18 protein-coding genes and 2 pseudogenes are annotated in these 22,804 nt (G+C 75.4%); all 20 read right to left on the bottom strand.

What is annotated here, in order from left to right; genetic code table 11:
* Positions 1–105: 105 nt before the first annotated feature.
* Positions 106–373, bottom strand: a pseudogene (locus ACFVYK_RS17015) (DEAD/DEAH box helicase); the annotation flags it as partial.
* 263 nt (positions 374–636) lie between these two features.
* Positions 637–984 (bottom strand): annotated as a pseudogene (locus ACFVYK_RS17020) (glycosyltransferase family 2 protein); the annotation flags it as partial.
* 113 nt (positions 985–1,097) lie between these two features.
* Positions 1,098–2,051 carry a glycosyltransferase family 9 protein gene (locus ACFVYK_RS17025; protein WP_389774232.1) on the bottom strand — a complete coding sequence of 318 codons (954 nt, stop codon included), beginning with the start codon at positions 2,049–2,051 and terminating at the stop codon, positions 1,098–1,100.
* Positions 2,048–3,442 (bottom strand): D-glycero-beta-D-manno-heptose 1-phosphate adenylyltransferase, encoded by a 1,395-nt coding sequence (rfaE2, locus tag ACFVYK_RS17030; protein WP_389774234.1) that lies wholly within the window; start codon positions 3,440–3,442, stop codon positions 2,048–2,050. The genes ACFVYK_RS17025 and rfaE2 overlap by 4 nt, the downstream gene beginning before the upstream one ends.
* Position 3,443: 1 nt before the next feature.
* Complete coding sequence (locus tag ACFVYK_RS17035; RefSeq protein ID WP_389774237.1) at positions 3,444–4,028, bottom strand: SIS domain-containing protein; 585 nt, start codon at positions 4,026–4,028, stop codon at positions 3,444–3,446.
* Positions 4,025–5,245 (bottom strand): glycosyltransferase, encoded by a 1,221-nt coding sequence (locus ACFVYK_RS17040; RefSeq protein WP_389774239.1) that lies wholly within the window; start codon positions 5,243–5,245, stop codon positions 4,025–4,027. Before ACFVYK_RS17040 ends, ACFVYK_RS17035 begins: the two co-directional genes overlap by 4 nt.
* Entirely contained in the window at positions 5,242–6,192 is a 951-nt protein-coding gene (locus tag ACFVYK_RS17045) for a glycosyltransferase (RefSeq protein WP_389774242.1), read from the bottom strand. The genes ACFVYK_RS17040 and ACFVYK_RS17045 overlap by 4 nt, the downstream gene beginning before the upstream one ends.
* Positions 6,189–7,178, bottom strand: a complete 990-nt coding sequence (locus ACFVYK_RS17050) for a glycosyltransferase family 9 protein (protein WP_389774244.1) — start codon at positions 7,176–7,178, stop codon at positions 6,189–6,191. Before ACFVYK_RS17050 ends, ACFVYK_RS17045 begins: the two co-directional genes overlap by 4 nt.
* On the bottom strand, positions 7,175–7,765 hold the full coding sequence (locus ACFVYK_RS17055; RefSeq protein ID WP_389774247.1) for a D-glycero-alpha-D-manno-heptose-1,7-bisphosphate 7-phosphatase: 591 nt from the start codon (positions 7,763–7,765) through the stop codon (positions 7,175–7,177). The genes ACFVYK_RS17050 and ACFVYK_RS17055 overlap by 4 nt, the downstream gene beginning before the upstream one ends.
* Positions 7,762–8,772 carry a glycosyltransferase family 2 protein gene (locus ACFVYK_RS17060; RefSeq protein ID WP_389774250.1) on the bottom strand — a complete coding sequence of 337 codons (1,011 nt, stop codon included), beginning with the start codon at positions 8,770–8,772 and terminating at the stop codon, positions 7,762–7,764. Before ACFVYK_RS17060 ends, ACFVYK_RS17055 begins: the two co-directional genes overlap by 4 nt.
* A complete protein-coding gene (locus ACFVYK_RS17065; RefSeq protein WP_389774252.1) occupies positions 8,769–10,394 on the bottom strand; it encodes a carbamoyltransferase in 1,626 nt (541 codons plus the stop codon). The genes ACFVYK_RS17060 and ACFVYK_RS17065 overlap by 4 nt, the downstream gene beginning before the upstream one ends.
* Before the next feature lie 239 nt (positions 10,395–10,633).
* Entirely contained in the window at positions 10,634–10,837 is a 204-nt protein-coding gene (locus tag ACFVYK_RS17070) for a hypothetical protein (RefSeq protein ID WP_389774255.1), read from the bottom strand.
* Between the two features lie 216 nt (positions 10,838–11,053).
* Entirely contained in the window at positions 11,054–13,264 is a 2,211-nt protein-coding gene (locus ACFVYK_RS17075; protein ID WP_389774400.1) for an SWIM zinc finger family protein, read from the bottom strand.
* Between the two features lie 446 nt (positions 13,265–13,710).
* Entirely contained in the window at positions 13,711–16,554 is a 2,844-nt protein-coding gene (locus ACFVYK_RS17080) for a DEAD/DEAH box helicase (RefSeq protein ID WP_389774258.1), read from the bottom strand.
* Between the two features lie 178 nt (positions 16,555–16,732).
* Positions 16,733–17,326, bottom strand: a complete 594-nt coding sequence (locus ACFVYK_RS17085) for a sugar kinase (RefSeq protein WP_389774261.1) — start codon at positions 17,324–17,326, stop codon at positions 16,733–16,735.
* 67 nt (positions 17,327–17,393) lie between these two features.
* Complete coding sequence (locus tag ACFVYK_RS17090; RefSeq protein WP_389774264.1) at positions 17,394–18,542, bottom strand: ROK family glucokinase; 1,149 nt, start codon at positions 18,540–18,542, stop codon at positions 17,394–17,396.
* Positions 18,543–18,742: 200 nt separating this feature from the next.
* Entirely contained in the window at positions 18,743–19,516 is a 774-nt protein-coding gene (locus tag ACFVYK_RS17095) for an ATP-binding cassette domain-containing protein (RefSeq protein WP_389774266.1), read from the bottom strand.
* Positions 19,513–20,553: an ABC transporter permease gene (locus ACFVYK_RS17100; protein ID WP_389774268.1), complete on the bottom strand. Its 1,041-nt coding sequence runs from the start codon at positions 20,551–20,553 to the stop codon at positions 19,513–19,515. Before ACFVYK_RS17100 ends, ACFVYK_RS17095 begins: the two co-directional genes overlap by 4 nt.
* Entirely contained in the window at positions 20,550–21,554 is a 1,005-nt protein-coding gene (locus ACFVYK_RS17105) for a sugar ABC transporter substrate-binding protein (protein ID WP_389774270.1), read from the bottom strand. The genes ACFVYK_RS17100 and ACFVYK_RS17105 overlap by 4 nt, the downstream gene beginning before the upstream one ends.
* 392 nt (positions 21,555–21,946) lie before the next feature.
* Entirely contained in the window at positions 21,947–22,684 is a 738-nt protein-coding gene (locus tag ACFVYK_RS17110) for a GntR family transcriptional regulator (RefSeq protein WP_389774403.1), read from the bottom strand.
* Positions 22,685–22,804: the final 120 nt, after the last annotated feature.

A 22,804-nucleotide genomic window follows, 5' to 3' on the forward strand; every position in this document is an offset into this window, starting at 1 on the left:
TTGGGGGGTTGGTTTTTGTTTATATTCTAATGTCCCTGGGGGCGTCGGTGTGCGCCCCTCGGTGGTGGTTGTTGCGGGGGCCGGGGGGGGGGCCGCGGCCGCCGTCCGGCAGGCCGGCTATCTGGTCCCGCTGCAGGGCCAGCAAAGGCGACACCACCACGACCGGTCCGGACAGCATCAGGCCGCAGACCTGGTAGACGGCGGACTTGCCGGACCCGGTCGGCATGACGACGAGGGCGTCCTCGCCGTCCAGCACCCATTGCATGGCCGTGAGCTGCTCCGGCAGCAGGGTGTCCCAGCCGTACACGTCCGCGGCGATCTCCCGCAGGCGCGCGGCCCGGCCCTCGCGTGTCGGCGACCCTCGGCGTCCCATGGTCCGGCTCCCTCGCTGCTCGTGCGGACGCGCGCGGACGGCCGCGTCCCGGACGCCGGTTCGGCGACCGCCCTGCGAGTACCCGCGGGACCCGCGGTCGACCCCGCCGAATCCTCGGCCGCCCGGGGTGACGGGCGACCCGGCCGGCCGGGGACACGCGGACCCGGCGGCGGGCCGGCCGGTGTCCTGGACCGGGGCGGCAGGCGTCCACGGGCGTCGCCGGCCCCTTCCCCGGGCGGGGCGGGCCCTGGGGACGGCCTCCCTCAGCCCGTGTACCGGCGGGCGGTCGACCGACGTCGAGGCGCCTCCACGGGCCGTAGGCGGGATTCGGTCTCCCGCGGCGGCACCCGCCGTTCGCGCGGCACCCACGGCAACGCGGCGGCGGCCTCGGCGAAGGCCCGCGGGGACACCGTGTCGCGCGGGACCGTCCGGGCCGGCTGCACGGTACGGCGCAGCGCGGGGCCGACCGGTCGGCGAAGTCAGGTGAACCACAGGGCGTTGCGGATGCCGTGGCCGCGGCGCAGCGTGGCGTCCCGGGCGACCGACGGATGGTGATGGACCGTCAGGTGATCGGCGTAGGTGAGCCACCGGCCGGCGGCGAGGTCCGCTGCGTTGTCGACGACGACCGGCGGCCGCTCGGGGAGGTCGTGGAGGCGCCGCAGGGTGTGCGCGAGGGAGGGCGCGCGGTCGCGGGTGGCGATGACGACACCGACGCGGGCTCGGTTCATGACCGGTCGGGGAGTCGGTCGAGGGCTTCCAGGACGTCTTCGGTGCGGATGCGCAGCAGGGCCGGGTCGGTGCGGCGGCCGTGCGGATCGCCGTCCCGGCCGGGATGCCAGAGCACCTGGTGGCGGGGGTGTGCGGGCGGGCCCCAGCGACTGGGCGGCACGGGGCCGAAGAGGGTGACCGAGGCGGTGGCGTGGGCGACGGCGAGGTGGGCGATGCCGGTGTCGCCGCTGACCACCGTGCGGGCGCCGGCGACCAGCGCGCAGAGCCGGCCGAACGGAAGGCCGCCGCCGAACACGTCGGTGTCGGGCAGCCGGGCCTCCTTGGCCAGCCGGGCCACCAGATCGCCCTCGTCCGCTCCCCCGGTGACCACGACGCGGTGGCCCCGCTCGCGCAGCTCGACGGCCACGGCCGCATAGCGCTCGACGGGCCAGCACCGCGAGGGCGCTCCGGCGCCGGGGTGCACGACGATCGCGCCGGGGGCCGGGGACGGGTCCGGCGGGCGGGGCAGGCGCAGGTCGGTCGGGTCGGCGGGGATGCCGTACGCCGTGAGGAAGCGGCACCAGCGGTCCCGTTCGTGTTCCTCGGCGCACCAGGGCGGGCCGTCGATCTCGGGCATGTCGGGGTGGGCGAAGGCCAGCAGCCCGCCCGGTCGCAGGGACTGCACGAGCCGGTGGCTGGGCGGGCCGTTGCCGTGCAGGTCGACGCCGACGTCGGGCGGCGGGCCGGTCCAGTCGAGGCGGGGCGGTACGGCGCGGCCGGGGGCGGAGGCGGGGAGCAGCCGGTCCACGGCTCCCGTCGCCGCGGCCACCGGGGCGAGTTCCTCGGGGGCGGCCAGCACCAGCTCGTGCCGGGGGAAGGCCCGGCGCAGCGCGCGCAGCGCGGGGACGGCGGCGAGGAGGTCGCCGAGTCCCAGGGCGCGCAGGACGAGCAGCCGGGGGCGCGTGCTCATCGCGTCCCCTTCGCCGCCCGGGCCCGGTTCCTGGCCCGGCTCACGATCGCGGTGGAGGAGCGGCCGTCGAGGTAGGGCAGCAGGACCGCCTGTCCGCCCCATTCCCGGAGCAGCGCCGCCTCGGGCAGGTCGGCGCCGGAGTAATCGCTGCCCTTCACCCAGATGTCGGGGCGCAGGCGGGCCAGCAGCTGTTCGGGGGTGTCCTCGTCGAATACGGCGACGGCGTCGACGCAGGCGAGCGCGTCGAGCACGCGGACGCGGTCGGGCAGCGGGTTCACGGGCCGGTCGTCGCCCTTGCGACGCCGTACCGAGGCGTCGGAGTTGACGCACACGACCAGGCAGTCGCCGAGCCGGCGGGCGGCCTGGAGCAGTCCGACGTGCCCGGCGTGCAACAGGTCGAAGCAGCCGCCCGCGGCGACGACCGTGCCGCCCGCGGCGCGCACCCGCGCGGCCAGGTCGTGGGGATCGACGGCGTCGGCGAGGGCCGCCGTGGGGGCGTCGACCCCGGTGGCCGCCCGGGCGACCGCGCCCGCCCCGCCGGCGCCGACGAACTCGGTCGCCGCGGCCACGGCCGCCTCGACGGCCTCCTCGACCAGGGCTCCGTCGGCCAGCAGTCCGGCCGCCGTGGCGGCGAAGCGGTCGCCGGCGCCGCAGGCGTCCCCGTGGTGGGCGGTGGCGGCCGGCACGAGCAGCGGATGGTCCCCGTACGACAGGAGGGCCCCGTGCGGCCCCAGGGTCACCGCGACGGCGGCGACCCGCCAGCGCCGGACGAGTGCGGCGGCGTCCCGCGCGGTGTCCCGCAGGGCGTTCCCGTCGCCCTCCAGGCCGGCGAGGGCGCGTGCCTCGGACCGGGCCGGGGTGACCAGCCGGGCGCCCGGCACGGGCGGTCCGCCGCGCGGGTGCGGGTCCCAGACCAGCGGCGGCCGCTCGGCGAGGACGTCACGGAGGGAGTCCGCCGCGCCGCGCCCGTAGTCGGAGACCAGCACCGCGGGGGCCGAACGGATCGCCCGGCGCGCCTGGTCCGTGGCCTCGCGGACGCGGCCCGTGCCGCGGTCCAGGCGCACCACCGGGCTGTCCTGTGCCAGGACGCGGGTCTTCTCCGGCAGCGCTCCGGTCAGCGGCAGCGCGATCACCTGCATCTCGGACGCGAGAAGCCGGCGCAGTTCCTCGCTCGCTTCCCCGTCGTCGCCGACGCCGGTGATCAGGGTGACCTCGCGGCCGTCGCGCGCGGCGAGGCAGGCGGTGAGGGCGGCGCCGCCGGGCCGGGTCCGCTGGACGCAGTCGGCGACGACGGGGACGGGCGCGTCGGGGGCGAGGCGTTCGGCGGTGCCGGTCAGGTCGCGGTCCAGCAGCGCGTCGCCGACGACCACGAGCGGAGCCTTGCGGGACACGTCAGCTCCCCTTCCGTTCCAGGGCGGCGTCGAACGCGGCGCACACCATGTGCACCGCCACCAGATGGAGTTCCTGGACGGTCGCGGCGGAGCCGGCGCTCACGCACAGGGCCTCGTCGCTGCCCGCCAGCAGGGGGTTGGGCGCCGGCCCGGTCAGCGCCCACACCCGCAGCCCGGCGGCGCGCCCCGCGTCGGCGGCCGACAGCAGGTTGGCGCTGGCGCCGCTGGTGGACAGCAGCATCAGCACGTCGCCGGGGCGGCCGTGGGCGCACACCTGGCGGGCGAACACCGCGTCCACGCCGTAGTCGTTGGCGATGGCCGTGGTGCTGGAGGTGTCGGCGTGCAGGGCGATCGCGGAGAACGCGGGCCGGTCGTCGCGGTAGCGGCCGACGAGTTCGGCGGTCAGGTGCTGGGCCTGTGCCGCGCTGCCGCCGTTGCCCGCGGCGAGCAGCCGGCCTCCGCCGCCGAGCACGGCGGCCAGTTCCTCGCCCCAGCGTGCGGTGATGTGGGCCGACGCCCGGAACGCCCCGAGGGCGTCGAGGAGTTCGTCGCAGTGCCCGGTGACCGGGGATGCCTCGGTGCTCATGACGCCACCTCCGACGGGATCTCGTCACGTGACGTGACGCGTTGGTAGACCTCTTCGACGCCGTCCGCCACGCGCTGCCAGGTGAAGCGGGCCAGCGCCCGTTCGCGGCCGGCCGCGCCCATGGCGTGCCGCCGCCCTTCGTCGGCGAGCAGCTCGCCGACCGCCTCGGCCGTGGCCCCGGGGTCGCCCACCGGCACCAGCCGGCCGGTCACCGAGTCGGCGACGCTGTCACGGTGGCCGCCGACGTCGGTGGCGACGACGGGCACGCCGCAGGCCATCGCCTCCAGCGGCACGATGCCGAACGGCTCGTACGTGGGGGTGCACAGCACGGCGTCCGCGCTGCCGATCAGCGCGGGCATCCGGGCCGGGTCCACGGCGCCGAGCAGCCGCACGCGGTCGGCGACGCCGGCCCGCTCGGCCAGCCGCAGCAGCCGTCGGGCCTCCGGTTCGGCGTCCAGCAGTTCCGGCGGCGGTCCTCCGGCCACGAGGAGTTCCGCGTCGGGGAGCAGGGCGAGGGCCCGGACCGCCTGGTCGTAGCCCTTGCGCCGGACGAGCCGCCCGCAGGCCAGCAGGCGGCGCCGCTCCCGGCGCGGCGGAGTGCCGGCGGCCGCCGCGTGGGGGCGGAAGTGGTCCACGTCCACGCCGCACGGCACCACGGACACCCGTCGGGGCGAGATGCCCATGTCGGCCAGTTCGAGGACCTCGTCGGTGCAGGTGGCCAGGACCCGGGCGCAGCCGCGGCCGAGCTCCCGCTCCACGCGCAGGCGTTCGGGAGGGCTGGTGTCCTCGTGGCCCTGGTGGCGCCGCTTGACGGCGCCCAGGGCGTGGAAGGTCTGCACCACCGGGACGCCGTGCGGCCGGGCCCCGGCCCGGGCGGCCAGTCCGGACATCCAGAAGTGGGCGTGCACGGCGTCCGGCGGCGCGCTCTCCCAGACCCGAGCCAGGTACGCGCCGAAGGCGGACATGTGGGGGAACAGCTCGTCCTTGGGAACCGGTTCCGCCGGTCCGGCCGGCACGTGCTCCACGACGGCGCCGCCGGGCAGGGCCACGCGGTCGGGCAGCGCGGCGCCGTCACGCCGGGTGTAGACGGTGACGTCGTGGCCGCGGCGCGCCAGCTCCTCGCTGAGCCTCGCCACGTACACGTTCTGACCACCGGCGTCGACGCCGCCCAGCGCCGCCAGCGGGCTGGCGTGCTCGGAGACCATGGCGATCCTCATCGGGCCACCTCCTTCAGCAACCGCTCCCAGTCGTCCAGGAAACGGGTCAGTCCGTAGCGGGCGAGGGCCGCGGCGCGGGCCGCCTCGCCGACCGCGCGGGCGTGCGGCGGGTCGGCGAGGAAGTCCCGCACGGCTTGCGTCAGCACGTCGACGCGGTTGGAGACCACTCCGGCGCCCGGTGGCACCGCCTCCGTGGCCTCGGTGGTGGCGAGGGCCACCACCGGCATGCCGAGGTGCATCGCCTCCAGCAGGGACAGCCCCAGGGAGGTCCAGCGGACGGGGTGGAGGTAGAGGCGGCGCCGGGCCATCGCCGTGTGCAACTCGCGCTGGACGAGTTCATGGGAGCGGCAGCGGTCGGCGGGGATGCCGAGGTGGTCGGCGAGGCCTTCGGTCTTCATGCCGAAGACGTCCAGCGGGGCGGCCCGCGCGAACACGGGCAGCAGGTCGGCGCCCACCGTGCGGCCGCGCCGGACCGGCTCGTTGACGACGACGGCGGCCCGGGGCAGCTCGCCGGTCCACAGCCGGCCGGGGTCGACGACGCCGTGCTCGACGACGGTCGTCGGGGCGGGGCCGGCGTCCCACATCAGCCGGTTGAAGTGGGTGACGTGGACGAGGGTGACCCCGGGGACGTCGGCGGCCGGGTGGCGGGTGCGGGGCACGTCGCCGTCGGGGGCGTTGTGCTCCAGGTACACCAGCGGCGGCCGGCGGCCCAGCCACCGGTCGACGAGCGCGAGTTCGTGGGGGCGTTGCAGGACGACGAGGTCGACGTCCTGCTCCCGCAGCCGCTCCGACGGGATCTCGACGACGGAGTCGGGCCAGTCGAAGGTGCGTGCCCGGCCCAGGCCGTCGGGTCCGCGGTCCGGCGTGACCGGGACGACGTAGGTGTGCGGCCCCTGCACGAAGGCCGTGGTCCACGACCCGTGCACGTGCCAGAGCAGGATCCTCATGTCTGTCCCCTCAGCTTCTCCACCGCGGCCACGACGTCGTGGCCGGTCACCGATTCGAGGCAGGGGTGGCCGGGCACGGGGCACGCGCGGGCCCTGCTGTCCGCGCAGGGCGCCAGCTGGTCGCCGAGCAGCACGTACGGCACGCCGTAGGGCCGCCAGCGCTCGGCCGGCACGACCGGCGCGAAGAGGGAGACGACCGGGGCGCCGACGGCGGCGGCGAGGTGCGCGGGGCCGGTGTTGCCGGTGACGACGGCGTCGGCGCCGGCCAGCACGCCGGCCAGTTCCTCGGGGCCGGTGCGGCCCCCGAGGTCGAGGCCGTGGCCGCCGGCGACGTACGCGGTCAGATCCCGTTCGTCGGGGCCGCCGGTCACCACCACCCGGTGTCCGGCCTCCGCCAGTTCGCGCACGGCCTCGGCGCTGCGCTCGCGGCTCCAGGCGCGGGCGGGGACGCTCGCGCCCGGGTGCAGCACGACGTACGGTCCGGGGCCGGTCAGCGCGGTGGCGGCGGGCGGGGGCAGCACCCGCAGCCGCCCGTCGTCGGGCCGGGGGAATCCCGCGGCCTCCGCGAGGTCGAGCGCGGCCTGCGCCTCGTGCGCGTGCGGCGCGCGGTGGTGACGCACGTCGAGGAGGGAGCCGGGGTAGTCCTCGCTGTCCGCGGCGATGCGCCCCACCCCGGCCAGGCGCAGCAGCAGCGCGGTGGGCAGCGGGGACTGGTGGAAGGAGGTCAGGATGACGGCGATGTCGGCGTCGATCGTGTCGACGAGCAGCTCGACCTCGCCGCGGCCGACGGGCGGCGGGTCGAGGCCCACCCAGGGCGCGTCCCAGACCAGGACGTCGTCCACGCCGGGCAGCAGACGGGCGGCGGCCGCGCCGCGGGGTCCGACCAGCAGGGTCACGGTGTCGGCGCGGGCGGCGACGGCACGGACGGCGGGGCCGGCGAGGAGCACGTCACCGAAGCTGTCGAGGCGGGCGACGAGGGCTTTCACCGCGGCCCCCCGCCGGTGCCGTAGGCGTCCTTGAGGGGCCGTTCGTCGGCCAGGACGGCGCCGCGCGGCGGCCCGGTCAGCACCGCGCGCACGGCGGTCAGCAGGTCCGGCGCCACGTGGTCCGCGCCCGCCGTCTCGTGCGGCCGCGTCTGCGGGGTGGGCACGAGGATGCCGTGCGCGCCCGCCCGGCTCGCCGCCTCGACGTCCGCGCCGATGTCGCCGATGACGACGCAGTCGGCGGGATCGGCGCACAGCCGGCCGGCCGCCCACAGGACGAGGCCGGGCTCGGGCTTGCGGCAGTGACAGCCGTCGTCGGGCCCGTGCGGGCACACCGCCCACACGTCGAACGGTCCGAGGAGCTCGTCGACACGCCGGTTGACGCGGCGCACGTCGGCGACGGTGAGCAGCCCGCGCGCGATGCCGGACTGGTTGCTGACGACCGCGGTGCGGATCGCGCGCGAGCGCAGCAGGCCGAGTGCCTCGCGGGCGCCGTCCACGGGGCGGACCAGGTCGGGGTCGCCGTTGTAGGGGACGTCGTGGACGAGGGTGCCGTCGCGGTCGAACAGGACGGCTGTGACGGGCCTCATGACGCCACCTGCCGCCAGGCGGGGACGCCGCGGTGACGCCGCAGCCCGCTCAGCCGGTGCCAGGTCGCCGCGGGCGGGATCAGCGCGCTGGTCACGAGCATGGCCGTCACCTCGTCCCGGGTGCGCGGTCCCGGGGCGATGCGCGCCCACGCGAACTCCGCGGTCCCGGCCGCCCAGCCGAACGCCGCGGCGGCCGCGGCCCGGCGGCGTCCGGCGAGCGCGAGGGCGCACGCGGCTGCGCCGGCCGCGGTGATCGCCGCGTGGCCGGGCAGGCGTCCGCGCGGCGCGGCCGCCCGCTCCCACCACTCGGGACCGTGCAGGTACCGCATCAGGGCGTCATCGGCGTTGCCGCGCTGGGCGCGCAGGGACGCCCAGCGGCCGGCCGGCCGCACGGGGTGCCGGGTGGTGCGGCCGCCCTGCCGGACGCGCCACCCGGCGTCCAGGATCCGCAGCGCGATGTCCGCGTCCTCGCGGAAGGCCCGGGGGAAGCGTTCGTCGAAGCCGGCGACCTGCTTCAGCGCCTCCGTGCGGTAGGCCATGTCGGCCGTGATCCACCGGGCCCGCGCGAGAGAGGCGGTCCCCCGCTCCCAGTCGGTGGGGCGGCGTCCGGCGGGCAGCGGGACCTCGATGACGCCCTGCACGCCGGCGGTGTCGGGGGACGCGTCGGCCAGATCCGTCGCCAGTTGCTCACACCAGTGCGGGCCGACCTGGACGTCGTCGTCGAGGAAGGCCGCCCAGGGCGCGGCGACCGCGCGCCAGCCGGTGTTGCGGGCGGCCGCCGGGCCGCGTCCCCCGCTCCGCAGGACCGTCGTGCGCTCGCGCAGGTCGCCGAGGACGCTCAGCGGGCGCTCCAGCGAACCGGGGCCGGAGCCGGGGCGGTCGTCCACGAGGACGATCTCCTGCGGCCTCGGCCCGGTCGCGGCGGCGAGCGCGGCCAGGCAGTCCGTGAGGGTGTCGCGGACGAGCGTGGGGATCACGACGGCGTAGGCCGGGTCCGTGCCGGTCATGCGAACGCCCTCCCCCGGCGCACCGCGTACGGCCCGATCGCCAGCAGGTCCACGGGCGCGGAGCCGAAGCACTCCAGGGCGTCGCGCGGGTCGTCCACCATGGGCCGGCCGGCGGTGTTCAGGCTGGTGTTGACGACCACGGGCAGTCCGGTGCGCCGCTCGAAGCCGCGCAGCATGCGCGCCACCAGCGGCTCCTCCCGCTCGTCGACGGTCTGGATGCGGGCGGTCCCGTCGACGTGCACGACGGCCGGGATGCGGTCCCGCCACTGCGCCGCCACGTCGTGCACGAACAGCATGTACGGGCTCGGCAGCGGTCCGGTGAACAGCTCGTGGGCCCGGTCGGCGAGGACCATGGGCGCGACGGGCCGGAACTCCTCGCGGCCCTTGACGTGGTTGAGCCGCTCCAGGTTCTCCGCCCGGCCGGGGTGGGCCAGCAGGGAGCGGTGTCCGAGGGCGCGCGGCCCGTACTCGCTGCGGCCCTGGAACCAGGCGACGATCCCGTCCCGGGCCAGTTCCTCGGCGACCGTCTCCGCGATGTCGTCGGGCTCGTCGTAGGGGATCGCGGCCTGGTCGAGCCAGGCGCGCAGCTCCTCGTCGCTCCAGCCGCGGCCGAGGTCGGCGCCGGGCATCGCCCGCGGGTTCTCCGCGAGGTGAAGGGCTCCGCCCAGCGCGGTGCCGGCGTCACCGGCCGCGGGCTGCACCCACACGTGCCGGTACGGGCCGCGCTCGGCGATCCTGGAGTTCGCGACGCAGTTGAGGGCGACGCCCCCGGCCATCGTCAAGGCCTCGCCCCCGGCCTCGCCGTGCAGCCAGTGGACCAGTTCGAGCAGCAGCTCCTCGAGGACCGCCTGGGTGCTGGCGGCGACGTCGGCGTGCTCGCGCGTCCACTCCTCGCCCTTCGGGCGGGGCGGGCACAGGGCGGCCCAGTCGACGCCGTGGGCGCGGAAGCCGCCGTCGCCGGTCGGGTGGACGTGCTGCCGCAGCTGGGGCAGGAAGCGGGGCTTGCCGTAGGAGGCCAGCGCCATCACCTTGTACTCGTCGCTGCTGCGCAGGAAGCCCAGGTGCTCGGTGAGCTCCTCGTAGAGCAGGCCCAGGGAGTCGGGCAGCGCCTGCGCGGCCAGGGCGTCGAGCTTGCCGTCGCGATAGCGGCCGGCCAGGTGGGAGGCGGCCTCGCCGCGCCCGTCGAGGACGAGGACCGCGCTGTCGGGATGGGGCGAGGCGAGCCCGGCGGAGGCGGCGTGCGCGACGTGGTGGGGGACGAAGACCACCCGGCCGGGGTCGAGGCCGGGCAGGGCCTCGGCAAGGAACTCGGGGGCGCGGCGCGCGTAGTCCAGCCGCAGGGGGTCCCAGGGGTCGTCCAGTCCCATGTCGCGGGCGGGCCGGGCGAGCCCGGGATCGAACGAGTAGGCGACCGCGTCGAGCTCCTCCGGCCGCACGCCCGCGTGGTCCAGACACCAGCGGGCGGAGAGCTCGGGCAGTTCCCAGGCGGAGAACGGCACGGGCCGTTTGCCGTGTTTTCGTCGGCTGAACCGCTCCTCCTCGGCGGCCGCGACGGTGTGGCCGTCGATGACCAGGGCGGCGGCCGGGTCGTGGAAGAGGGCGTTGACGCCGAGGATGCGCATGGGATGGAGCTCCTTCCCTGAGGATGAGGTGCCGCCCGAGCTGCGGGTGCCTGGGGTGCCGCTGCCTCACACACTTGGAGACAGCCGGCCCCCGGGCAACCGCTGGCGCCGCCCGGCGACCCCCTCCGGCACGCCTGCGGCGTCATGGCGGCTCCGTCGCGCGGGCGGCCGGATGCGGTGCGCCGGACCGGGCCGGGGCGTCGTTTCCGCGCTGCCGGCCGGGAGCACGACGCGTCGGTTCAGGCTGCCGCCGAACGGGTGAACCAGTGGATCGTCCGTTCCAGGCCCTCGTCCCACCCGACGCGCGGCCGCCGGCCGAGCCGCTCTCGCGCGAGCCGGGTGTCGGGCCGGGGACGCGTGGGGTCGTCGACCGGGCGCTCGACGAACCGGATGCGCGTGACGGAGCCGACGAGGTCGACGATGCGGCGGGCGCGGTCGAGCACGGTGATCTCCTCGCCGCCCTCGCTTGACGGGCCCCGGTTCCTCGGAGGCGGCCAGGAGGACGACACTCCCCCCACCCCTGGTCTCCGGTGGGGGCACACGCGCCTTTCGGCCATTCGACGGACGGGTGAGACCCGGGTGCCGTGCTGGGTGCTGTGTGCTGTGTGCGGCACGGGATGGGCCGCGCGCCGCACACAGCGAGCGGTGTGCGGCGGGGATCAGAGATCGTCCGAGCCGCCCAGGCCCGTGAGCGCGCCCACCGGGTCGTAGTCGGGGGTGCCGCGCGGCCACCAGTCGTCCCGGCCCGGTTCCGACTCGTACGCGTACCACAGCCCGTCCTGCCCGTAGCGGAGCTGCACATGACCGCGTGGGTGAGTGAGGTGGTTGCGGCGCGGACGGAAGGCGGGGAGATCGGCGGCGAGGAGCAGCGGACGGGCCCGGTCGAAGCGGCCGGCCGGCGGATCCCAGGACTCCTGAAGGACGGTCAGTCCGTCCGGCCCGCCCTGCCGCCAGGCGGCCACCGCGCGCGCCAGCTCGGAGGGGGTGCGGCCGGCGGCGGAGGCGAGCGAGGCGTACAGGGCGCGGGTGGCGGCGGTGAGCCCGGAACCGGGGCGGGAAGCGGCGAGGCGTACGGCGTCCTGCCAGAGGGTCAGTGCGCCGATCTCGTCACGGCCGGTGGTCAGCAGGGCGTGCGCACGGGCCGCCGCGTCCGTCGCGAGGTGGTCCAGCGCGAAGGAGTCGGGGCCGTTCGGGGCGGACGGGTAGGTTGGGGGCTGCTCGGGATGCGCGGGCGGCGGCAGCGGGGCGGGGAGCGGGGGCAGCCGACGCTCGGCGAGGGCTTCGGCGGCCCGGACGCCCGTCAGCGGCTCCGGTCGCTGCTCCTGTTCCTGGGCGGCGCGGGCCGCGCGGACGGCGTTGCGGCGGGACAGCGCGTCGAGCACCTCCCGCTCGCCCCGGCCGCGCAGCAGGAGCAGCACGAAGGGGTCCGCGTCGAGGAGCCGCGCGGTCTGGTAGCAGAGGGCGGCCGCGTGCTTGCAGGGGTGGCCGCGGTCGGGGCAGCTGCACTGCGGTTCCAGGTCGCCGGGACCGGGCAGCAGCGGCACCCCGCAGTCGGCGAGGGACTCGGGCATCTCCTTGTCGAGCAGCGCAGCGATGTGGCCGGGGCGCTCGACGGCGGCGTCCAGGAAGCGATCCCAGTCCTCGCCGCCCAGGGTGCGCAGCCGGACCTGCACCCGGTAGGGCCGGGGGCGGCTGCCCTGCACGTACGCCAGCACCAGTCCGGGGGTGACCGTGATCGCGTCCACGTTTCCCTGCTCGGCGTAACCGCGCCCGCGAACCAGCCGCTTGACGTCCAGGGCGCCCTCTTCGAGCGCGGTGACCCAGGCGTTCCCCCACCAGGTCTCGGCGAAGGAGCCGCCGGCGCGGGGCGGGAACGGGGGGAAGGTGCGGCGGTGGTCGCCGTCCCGGGAGGGGGCGGCCATGGAGCGGGGCGCACGCGGCGGCTCGGCGGCGCGGACCGGCGCGCCTGCCCCGGCGGCGGGCGAAGCCGCGGACGGCTCGGTGTCGGGAGCGGACGTGGACGCGGCAGCGGCAGCGGCAGCGGCAGCAGACACGGGCACTGGTGCGGGCGCGGGCGCGGGCGCGAGATCGTCCGCACGCGGATCCGCGGTCTGAGGGCGCGTTTTCGCGTCCGTCGCCGGCAACGGCGCGGTCGGTTCGGGCGGTCCGGGCGGTCCGGGCACCCGGGAGGCGGTGTACAGGTCGGTGGCCGGCGGCGAGGCCTCCGTCGACGTCGAGGGGGGTCCATCAGTGGTGTCGGTCCCGGTCCTGCTCCTGGTCCCGGTATCCGTCCGGCCGTCGGTCCCGCCGCCGGTCTCGGTCCCGGTATCCGTCCGGCCGTCGGTCCCGCCGCCGGTCACGGTCCCGGTATCCGCCCGGCCGTCGGTCCCGCCGCCGGTCTCGGTCCCGGTCTCGTGACCGGCCGCCCCGTCGGACGGCATGCGGAACGCGCCCGCGAGCATGTCCCTCACCGCGCGCGCGCGTTCGCCGGCGACCGGATCGGCGGTACGCCCCGGGAGTCGGTCCCCCGGCAGTCGGGGTTCGGCGCCAGGACGGGGACGGGGACGGCTTCGCGGGCCCTTGCGCTCGGCCTCGCGGTCGGCTCGCTCACCCGTCTCCGCCGAACTCCGCCGCGCCTGCGCCCGGGCCGCGCGCAGAGCCTCACGGGCGACGTCCCCGGGACGCGGCCCGGCCGGGTCGTGCGCAACAGACGGCGTGGGCGGGCTGTCCGGCGCCGGTGCGGTGACCTCCGGCGCGGCGGGGGCCGAGCCGCGGGCGTCGGCGGCCCGGGGAGCCTCCTCGGCGGAGGGCGTGGGCGGCACCGAGGGAGACGCGGCCGGTGCGGGAGCGGGGTTCGGCGTGCGCCGCAGGGCCGCGCGGGCCGCGTCGGCCGGCCTGGGTGCGGCGCCTTCCGACGGCTGGTCGGTGCGCGCCCCCGCAGTCGCCGACGACGGCCCCTGTGCCGTCTGGTGGGCAGCGTCGTCCGGCTGCCGGACCTGCGACGGCTCGGAATTCCCTTCCCCCGTCGGCGACGTCCACGGCGACTGCCGCTTCAGCGTCCGCTCCTGTGTCTGGTCCTGTGTCCGCTCCTGTGTCTGGTCCCGCTTCACCGGTCGGCTCGGCGGTGGATCCTGTCGGCGTTCCCGGGCCTCCCTCAGTGCCCGGCGTACCTCGTCGGCCGGGCTGGACCCGTGCTCGTCGCGCACTCCGCCCGTGTCGGCCCCGCCCACGAGTTCTCCGCCCGTGACGGTCTCGTCGCCCTCTTCCGTCCCCGTTTCGGTCTCGGTATCGCGTCGCTCGCCCTCCCGTTCCGTCATCACGCCTCCCCCCGCAGCCTGACCAGGTCGGACAGTTCACGGTCCGTGAGCTCGGTGAGGGCCGACTCGCCGGAGCCGAGGATCGCGTCGGCCAGTGCGCGCTTGGCCTGCAGCATCTCGGCGATGCGGTCCTCGACCGTGCCCTCGGTGATCAGGCGGTGGACCTGGACCGGCTGGGTCTGGCCGATGCGGTAGGCGCGGTCCGTGGCCTGTTCCTCCACCGCGGGGTTCCACCAGCGGTCGAAGTGCACGACATGGCCCGCGCGGGTGAGGTTGAGGCCGGTGCCGGCGGCTTTCAGGGAGAGGACGAGGACCGGGGTCGCGCCGGCCTGGAAGCGGTCCACCATCCGTTCCCGTTCCGGTACCGGGGTGCCGCCGTGCAGCAGGTCGACCGGGACCGCCCGGGCGGCGAGGTGAGCGGTGATCAGACGGGCCATGCCGACGTACTGCGTGAAGACGAGTGCCGAGCCGTCCTCCGCGAGGAGGGTGTCCAGCAGTTCGTCCAGCAGGGCGAGTTTGCCGGAGCGGGCCGCCAGCGCGTCGCCGACCGGGGCGTCGGCCTCCTTGAGGTAGAGCGCGGGGTGGTCGCAGATCTGCTTCAGTGCGCCCAGGAGCTTCAGCACCAGGCCGCGCCGGGCGATGCCGTCCGCCGTCTCGATCGCCAGCAGGGACTCGCGCACGACCGCCTCGTACAGCGCCGCCTGTTCGCGGGTGAGCGGCACCGGGTGGTCCGTCTCGGTCTTGGGCGGCAGTTCGGGCACGATGCCGGGGTCGGACTTCTTGCGGCGCAGCAGGAACGGGCGCACCAGCCGGGCCAGGCGCTCCACGGCCTGGTCGTCCTCGCCGTTCTCGACCGCTCGGGCGTGCCGGGCGCGGAAGGACTTCAGGGGGCCGAGGAGTCCCGGCGTCGTCCAGTCGAGCAGGGCCCACAGTTCGGAGAGGTTGTTCTCCACCGGGGTCCCGGTCAGGGCCACGCGCGCGGGCGTCGCGATGGTGCGCAGCGCCTTCGCGGTGGCCGAGAAGGGGTTCTTGACGTGCTGGGCCTCGTCCGCGACGACCATGCCCCAGGGCCGGCCGGCCAGGGCCGGGGCCGCCGAGCGCATCGTGCCGTACGTGGTGAGCACGAAGCCGCCCGACAGGTCCGCCAGGCTGCGGTCGGGTCCGTGGAAGCGGCGGACGGGGACGCCGGGCGCGAAGCGGTTGATCTCGCGCTGCCAGTTGCCCAGCAGGGAGGCCGGGCACACCACCAGGGTCGGCTCGGCACGGGCCCCCTTCAGATGCAGGGCGATGACGGTGATCGTCTTGCCGAGGCCCATGTCGTCGGCGAGGCAGCCGCCGAGGCCGAGGGAGGTCATGAGGTCGAGCCAGGCCAGGCCGCGCAGTTGGTAGTCGCGGAGGGTGGCGTGCAGCCCGGCGGGCGGTTCGGCCGGGCGCACCCCGGTGGTGAGGCGGTCGCGCAGGGCCGCCAGGGCGCCGACCGGGACGGCCTCGACGCTCTCGCCGTCGACCTCGGCGGTGCCGGTGAGGGCGACGGACAGGGCGTCCACCGGGTCCAGCAGGCCCAGTTCGCGCTTGCGGGCCTTGCGCACCAGCGCCGGATCCACCAGGACCCACTGGTCGCGGAGCCGGACGACCGGGCGGTGGGCCTCCGCCAGGGTGTCCATCTCGGCCTCGCTGAGCGGATCGCCGCCGAGCGCCAGCTGCCAGCGGAACTGGAGCAGGTCCTCGCTCTCGAAGAAGCCGGTGCCGTCGGTCGACGAGCCGGGCGCGGGCCGCACCACGGCGGCCGCGCTGAGGTCCTGCGCCAGGTCCCTCGGCCAGTGCACGGCGACCCCGGCCGCGGCGAGCCGGGTGGCCGCCGGCCCGAGCAGATCGCCCAGTTCGTCCTCGGACAGGGCGAGGACGTCCGGCGCGTCCTGGTCGGCGAGCCGGGCGAGCGGCGGCCAGACGCGGGCCGCGCGCCGGACGGCGAGGGCCGCGTCTACCCGGGCGCGCGCGCCGAAGGCCGCGTCGGCCGCGCCCGCCCACAGGGCCGCCGCGTCGGTCACCAGAGTGGGGTCGGCGAGGCTGTGGACCTGGACGATCGCGGCGCCCGCGCCGCGCGTGCGCCCGCTGTCGTCGACGACGTCGAACACGTCGTACGCGGACAGGTCGAGGCGCAGCGAGATCCGCACGCCGGCGTCCATGCCGGCGGCGACCTCGGCGGCCCAGTCGTGTGCGCCCGGCAGGCGCTGGGGCCGTCGGTCGGCGAACGGCCTGCCGCAGGCGTGGGGTGCGGCGGGGGTGCGGGGCAGGGTGTCCGCGACGGCGTCCAGGAAGGACCGCATCAGGGCCTCGGGCTGCGGCAGCCGCAGGGCGCCGGCGCCGGGGAGCGGCACGGCGTGGCCTTCGGCCGGGAGCGCGGCGGCGACCGCGCGCAGGTGGGCGACGTCCTCCGGGTCGAGCGGGCCGGACCTCCAGGCGTCGTGTCCGGCGGGCGTCAGGCCGGGCAGCAGACGGCCGCGCGCGGTGAGCCGCAGCGCGTGCAGCGCGGCCGCGCCCCAGCAGGCGGTCGCCGGGTGGGCGGCGGGGTCGTGGCGGGCGCGCACGAGCAGCGGGAGGGCCGTGTCGAGGGGCAGGGACAGGGCGGACGTCAGGTGACGGCGGATCGAGGAGCCGTGGCGGCGGACGACGGTGAGTTCCGTGCGCTCCGCGTCCGCGGTGTCGGGCAGCGCGCCGTCCGCCGGGTCCCAGAACGCGACGCGGCCCTCGCGCGGCAGCGGCGCGGGCAGGAAGACGGCGGCGAGCCGCACGCAGGCGGAGCCGGGCTCCGCCGGAGCCGTGCCGTCGAGCAGGGCGCTCATGCCTGGTGTCCACCTCCCGCCGGTGTGCCGGATCAGTCGTCTTCGACTCTACGGGCGGCCTCTGACAATCGGCCCCGGCGGCCGGCCGCAGCCGATCGGACACGAGCCCGGCCGGACCGGTCGGGGGGCCGGTGCGGGAGTCGTTCCCGGGGAGCGCGGGCGGACCGGTGGCGTCCGGTCAGGGGACGGTGCGCGAGACCACGTACACGAAGGGGTAGGTGGCGTTGCCCGTGTTCACCACCACGTCCAGCGTCGGGTCGGGGTTCCTCTGCTGCAGGACGAGGCCGAAGTAGTCGCCGGGGCGGGAGCCGGGGCCGGCGAACTTCCAGCCGATGATCTGCTGGTCGCGGGCGCTGATGGCGATGTCGCCCTTCTTCAGGTCGGCCCGGCTCAGGCCGATGTCCTTGAGGAACTGGTCCAGACCGAGGTGGGTGGTCTGGAACTGCACGTAGAGACGGCTGGTCTTCCAGTTGTTCGTCTCGTAGTAGGCGACCTGGTTCGACGGGTGCGGGATCGGCACCTGGTACAGCCGGCGCTGGACGTTCGACGGCCAGCCCTCGGTGAGGCCGGTCGCCGAGTACTTGGCCTCCTTGTCCTTGCCGCTGTCGCGGCTCTGGTTGGCGGAGATCACCAGGTAGCCGGCGGGGACGCCGATGAGCAGCACGATGATCAGCAGGGTGAGCGCCCTGCGGCGGATCACGTGCCGTCGGTCCTCCGGTGGGCGGGTGGGCTCGTCCGGGGACGCGGCCTGGCGGGGCAGCGAGGGTGTCATGCGACGTCCGAGGTGGTGCGGGGCGGTGCGGCGGTCAGGCCGGCGCCGGGGCGGGGCGGCAGGGCGGTCAGGCGGTGTCCTGGGTACGGCGGGCCGCCTCCGTGAACCGTTCGAAGCGCTCGAAGCGCTCCACGCGGCGGCGCTTGGCGCGCCGGAACCGGCGGGCGACCAGCCGGGCCAGGTCGGCGGCCCCGACCATGCCGGCCTCGGGTCCGAGCTGTGCGCGCACGATCCGGGCCTCGGGGCGGTAGCCGCGGCCGGTGAGCTGGCGCTTGAAGGCGTCGCGCGCGGGGCTGATCAGCAGGTCGTCGGCGGCCGAGACGCCGCCGCCGATCACGAAGCAGGACGGGTCGAGGGCGGCGGCCAGGTTGGCGATGCCGACGCCGAGCCACTGTCCGATGTCCTGCAGCAGCTCGATGCACATGGCGTCGCCCTCACGGGCCAGCTCGGTGATCATCGGGCCGGTGATGTCCCCGATGTTGCCCTTGACGTGCTCGATGATGCCGTACGCCACCGGGGAGTCGGCGGCGGCCAGTTCGCGGGCCTCCCTGACCAGCGCGTTGCCGGAGCTGTACTGCTCCCAGCAGCCGCGGTTGCCGCACGGGCAGCGGTGGCCGCCGGGCACGACCTGCATATGGCCGAACTCGCCGGCGACACCGTACTTGCCGCGCTTGACCTGGCCGTCCTCCAGGATGGCGCCGCCGATGCCGGTGCCGAGCGTGATCATGACGAGGTGGTCCTCGCCGCGGCCGGCGCCGAAGCGCCATTCCGCCCAGGCGGCGGTGTTGGCGTCGTTGTCCACCAGGACGGGCACCGACAGCCGGCCGGAGAGCCGGTCGCGCAGCGGCTCGTTGCGCCAGGACAGGTGGGGCGCGAACAGGACGCGGTTGCGGTCGGCGTCGACCCAGCCGGCCGCGCCGATGCCCACGGCGTGCACGTCGTGCCGGTCGGACAGGTCCAGGACGAGTTCGGCGATGGTGTCCTCGACGACCTTCGGGCTCTTGGACTTGTCCGGGGTCTCCGTGCGGATCTTCTCCAGGATGTTGCCGTCGGCGTCGACCACGCCCGCCATCACCTTCGTGCCGCCGATGTCGATGCCGACGGTCGGCACACGGGGCGCGGTGAGGTGCGAACGGCGCTCCCTCGTGCCCACCGTGCGGAGTGCGGGGGCGCGGCGGGAGCCGATGGGGGCGCTGAAGTTGCCGTAGGTGCTCATCGCCGCCGATTCTGCCTCACCCGGGTGCCGGGTGCCGAGCGGGGCGGCGCCCGGGCGACGAAGCCCACGCGCGCGCCGCCCCCGTCGCGAGTGCCCGGCCCACGCCGACGCCGCCGCCGTCCACCGGGCCCGGCCCACGCCGGCGCCGCTGCCGTCTGCCGGGGCCTGATCGCGGACCGGCGCCGGCAGGGGAAAGCGGCCTATTCGGTGCGCTCCAGCTCGTGGCGCAGGTCGTCGAGCTCGTCGGCGCCCGCCATCTCCCGCGTCAGTTCGTCCAGGGTGATGGAGTCCCGCGTGCGGGTCCCGGTCATCCTGCCCCTCTTCAGGAGCACGAAGGTGTCCCCCACCAGATGGGCGTGGTGGGGGTTGTGGGTGATCAGCACGACGCCGAGGCCCTGGTCCCGGGCCGCCGCCACGTACTTCAGGACCATGCCGGACTGCTTGACGCCGAGGGCCGCCGTGGGTTCGTCCAGGACGAGGACCTTCGCGCCGAAGTACACCGCCCGCGCGATCGCCACACACTGGCGTTCGCCGCCCGAGAGGGTGCCGATGGGCTGGTCGACGTCGCGCAGGTCGATGCCCATGCGCAGGAGTTCCGCGCGGGTGGTGCGGCGCATGAGGTCGACGTCGAGGCGTTTGAAGGGGCCGGCACCCTTCCTGGGTTCCGAGCCCAGGAAGAAGTTGCGCCACACCGGCATCAGCGGGACGACCGCCAGGTTCTGGTGGACGGTGGCGATGCCCCGGTCGAGGGCCTCGCGCGGGGACGACAGTCTCGTCTCCTCGCCGTCGAGGCGCAGGACGCCGTCGTCATGCTGGTGCAGCCCGGCGATGATCTTGATCAGGGTCGACTTGCCCGCGCCGTTGTCGCCGAGCACGCAGGTGACCGCGCCCGCGTGGACCTCCAGGGAGACCCCTTCGAGGGCCCGGGCGGCGCCGTATCGCTTGCTGACGTCGGTCAGCTCGACGAGCGTCACTTCGTGGCCTCCGCGCGCTTGCGGACCCAGGCGTTGAGCAGGGTCGCGAGGAGCAGCATCGCTCCCAGGAAGAACTTGAACCAGTCCGGGTTCCACTCGGCGTAGACGATGCCCTTGCTCGTCATGCCGAAGATGAGCGCGCCGACCGCCGAGCCGACGGCACTGCCGTAGCCGCCGGTGATCAGGCAGCCGCCGATGACGGCCGCGATGATGTAGATCAGCTCGTTGCCGACGCCCTCGCCGGACTGGACGACGTCGTAGGAGAAGAGCAGGTGCTGGCCCGAGATCCAGGCGCCGAGGGCGACGCCCATGTAGAGACCGACGGTCGTCCTGGTGACGGGGACGCCGACCGCGCGGGCCGCGTCCTTGTCGCCGCCCACCGCGAAGATCCAGTTGCCGGCGCGGGTGCGCAGCAGGATCCAGGAGGCGAGCGCGACCAGGGCGAGCCACCACAGGACGGTGATCTTGAGGTCGAGCCCGCCGATCGTCAGGGTCGAGGCGAACACGTCGTGCGCGGAGGGGAAGCCCTCCATGTCGGCGACGGTCTTCGTCGACACCGTGCCGTCGACGAGTTTGGTGAGGCCGAGGTTCATGCCGGTGAGCATCAGGAAGGTGCCCAGGGTGACGATGAAGCTGGGGAGCTTCGTGCGGGTGAGCACGAGGCCGTTGAAGGCGCCGACGGCGAGGGTGACGAGCAGGGACACCCCGACGCCCACCCAGACGTTCGCCGTCGCCTGGTAGCTGAACATCGACGAGACCAGCGCCGAGGACGTGACCAGGACGCCGGCCGAGAGGTCGAACTCGCCGCCGATCATCAGCAGCGCGACCGGGACGGCCATGATGCCGATGGTCGAGGACGCGTAGGCGACGGTGCCGAGGCTGCCGGCGCGCAGGAAGCCGTCGGCGGCCAGGGCGAAGAAGACGAAGACCGCGATCGCGCCCACGACGGAGCCCAGTTCCGGGCGAGTCGCCAGTCTGCGCAGCGGCGAGACCTGAAGAAACCTTTCATCAACCGTGGAGCCGGAGAGCGCGCTCATCGGGTGCCCCGCTCGGTGTACGCCGCCAGCGCCGCCGCCTGGTCCTTGGTGACGATCTGCGGGCCGGTCAGCACCGGCTCGCCGCCGCCGAGGACGTCGCTGTTGTACTTGTACAGCCACAGCAGGTCCACCGCCTGGTAGCCCTGGAGGTACGGCTGCTGGTCGACGGCGAAGCCGAGGTCGCCCTTCTGCAGTCCCGCGGCGACCTTGGCGTCGAGGTCGAAGGTGTCGATCTCCGCCTTGCTGCCCGCACCCCGCCCGGCCTGCACGGCGGCGTCGGCGTACGGCGCGCCCAGGGTGACGACCGCGTCGATCGAAGGGTCGGCCTGGAGCTTGGCCTCGATCGCGGACTGCACGTCGGGCATGTCGGCGCCGTTGGCGTAGAGGTTCTCGACGCGTCCGGCGAACGTCTTCGCGACGCCCGCGCAGCGCTGTTCGTGGCCGACGTTGCCCTGCTCGTGCAGGACGCAGAGCGCCTTCTTGCGGCCCCGCTCGTTCAGCTCCTCGCCGACGGCCCGGCCGGCGATCGTCTCGTCCTGGCCGATGTGGGCGAGCGCGCCGAACGCCTTGGACTCGGCCGAGCCCGAGTTCACCGTGATCACCGGGATGCCGGCCTTCGCGGCGCGGGCGAGCGCGGCCTTCATCGCGGCGGGCTTGGCCAGCGTGACGATGAGGGCGTCGACCTTCTTGTCGACCGCCGCGTCGACGAGCTGGGCCTGCTGCTGCCCCTCGTCGTCGTGGGAGTAGAGGAAGTCGATGTTGTCCTTGCGGGCCGCCTGCTCGGCGCCGCTCTGCACGATGTCCCAGAACGTGTCGCCGTCCCCGGAGTGCGTGATCATCGCGAACGTCCAGCGGGGGGTGTTCACCACCGCCCCGCCCTGGGCGGCCGCCGCCTCTCGGGCGTCCTCCGCGCGCTTGCCGCCCGTCGCGCTGCATCCGGTCAGGGACACGACGAGTGCCCCCGCCAACGCGATCCCTGCCCGGGTCCGAAATCGTGCCACGAGGCCGTGCCCTTCTTGCCGTCTTGCCGTGTTCCGTCGTCCGCGCACGTCCGGTGACCGCTCACCGGACGCAAACGCCCCAGTATCGAACACGTGGATCACGCACCCCGCGGCCGGGGAGCGCCCATCCCTCACCTTGTCCGGACATCCGGTCACATTGTCAGGACAATACGACCATGAGGGCGGGTCGAAGAGATGTGCGGGGGCGTGCGGAGGCGTGCGGTGGCGTGCGGGGCCGTGCGCTCAGGGGTCGAGGTCCCCGTCAGCCGTACGCGGCCCGCCTCAGAGGTCGAGGCCCCGGCAGCCGTACGCGGCCCGCCTCAGAGGTCGAGGCCCCGACAGCCGTACGCGGCCCGCCTCAGAGGTCGAGGCCCCGGCAGCCGTACGCGGCCTCAGGGGCGCACGAGCAGCTGGAACTCGAAGGAGTAGCGGGTCGGGCGGTAGATGTGGTCGCCGAACTCGACCGCGCGGCCCGTGTCGTCGAAGGTCGTGCGCTGCATGGTCAGCAACGGGGCGCCCTCGTCCTCGGCGAGCCGCTCGGCCTCGGCGGTGGTGGCGGCGCGCGCGCCGATCGACTGCCGGGCGCTGTGCAGGGTGATCCCGGCGGCCCGCATCAGGCGGTACAACCCGGTCGTCTGCAGCTGGTCGGTGTCCAGGTCGAGCAACCCGGACGGCAGGTGGTTGCACAGATAGGCCATCGGCTCGCCGTGCGCCAGCCGCAGCCGCTCCACCCGGTGGACGTCGCTGCCCTCGGCCACCGCGAGCGCCGCCGCGATCTCGGCGGACGCCTGCACCACGGTGTTGACCAGGACCGTCGTCGCGGGCCGTTGCCCGGCCGCCTCCAGGTCGTCGTAGAGGCTGCTCAGCTCCAGCGGCCGTTTGACCTGGCTGTGCACGACCTGCGTGCCGACGCCCCGGCGGCGCACCAGCAGGCCCTTGTCGACGAGCGACTGGATCGCCTGGCGGACGGTCGGCCGGGACAGCCCGAGCCGTGCCGCCAGCTCGATCTCGTTGCCCAGCAGACTGCCGGGAGTGAGCGATCCGTGCTCGATCGCGGCCTCCAGCTGCTGCGCGAGCTGGAAGTACAACGGCACCGGAGAGGTTCGGTCCACACGCAGTTCCAGCCGCACGGTCGGGTTCACTTCTGGTTTCGGCACGGCCCGAGCGTAGCTCCGCGACCGGTTGACGGGAAGTCGTGTAGTTCGGTTGTCCGGACATACGCATTGACAGCGCGCGCCCCGCGCCTCACT

Source organism: Streptomyces sp. NPDC058291 (assembly GCF_042880855.1).
GTDB lineage: Bacteria > Actinomycetota > Actinomycetes > Streptomycetales > Streptomycetaceae > Streptomyces.

Excerpts from the sequence above, each read along its gene's own strand:
- ACFVYK_RS17025 (WP_389774232.1), bottom strand. The coding sequence starts at position 2,051 with ATGAGCACGCGCCCCCGGCTGCTCGTCCTGCGCGCCCTGGGACTCGGC.
- ACFVYK_RS17035 (WP_389774237.1), bottom strand. The coding sequence starts at position 4,028 with ATGAGCACCGAGGCATCCCCGGTCACCGGGCACTGCGACGAACTCCTC.
- ACFVYK_RS17040 (WP_389774239.1), bottom strand. The coding sequence starts at position 5,245 with ATGAGGATCGCCATGGTCTCCGAGCACGCCAGCCCGCTGGCGGCGCTG.
- ACFVYK_RS17045 (WP_389774242.1), bottom strand. The coding sequence starts at position 6,192 with ATGAGGATCCTGCTCTGGCACGTGCACGGGTCGTGGACCACGGCCTTC.
- ACFVYK_RS17055 (WP_389774247.1), bottom strand. The coding sequence starts at position 7,765 with ATGAGGCCCGTCACAGCCGTCCTGTTCGACCGCGACGGCACCCTCGTC.
- ACFVYK_RS17060 (WP_389774250.1), bottom strand. The coding sequence starts at position 8,772 with ATGACCGGCACGGACCCGGCCTACGCCGTCGTGATCCCCACGCTCGTC.
- ACFVYK_RS17065 (WP_389774252.1), bottom strand. The coding sequence starts at position 10,394 with ATGCGCATCCTCGGCGTCAACGCCCTCTTCCACGACCCGGCCGCCGCC.
- ACFVYK_RS17080 (WP_389774258.1), bottom strand. The coding sequence starts at position 16,554 with ATGAGCGCCCTGCTCGACGGCACGGCTCCGGCGGAGCCCGGCTCCGCC.
- ACFVYK_RS17085 (WP_389774261.1), bottom strand. The coding sequence starts at position 17,326 with ATGACACCCTCGCTGCCCCGCCAGGCCGCGTCCCCGGACGAGCCCACC.
- ACFVYK_RS17090 (WP_389774264.1), bottom strand. The coding sequence starts at position 18,542 with ATGAGCACCTACGGCAACTTCAGCGCCCCCATCGGCTCCCGCCGCGCC.
- ACFVYK_RS17100 (WP_389774268.1), bottom strand. The coding sequence starts at position 20,553 with ATGAGCGCGCTCTCCGGCTCCACGGTTGATGAAAGGTTTCTTCAGGTC.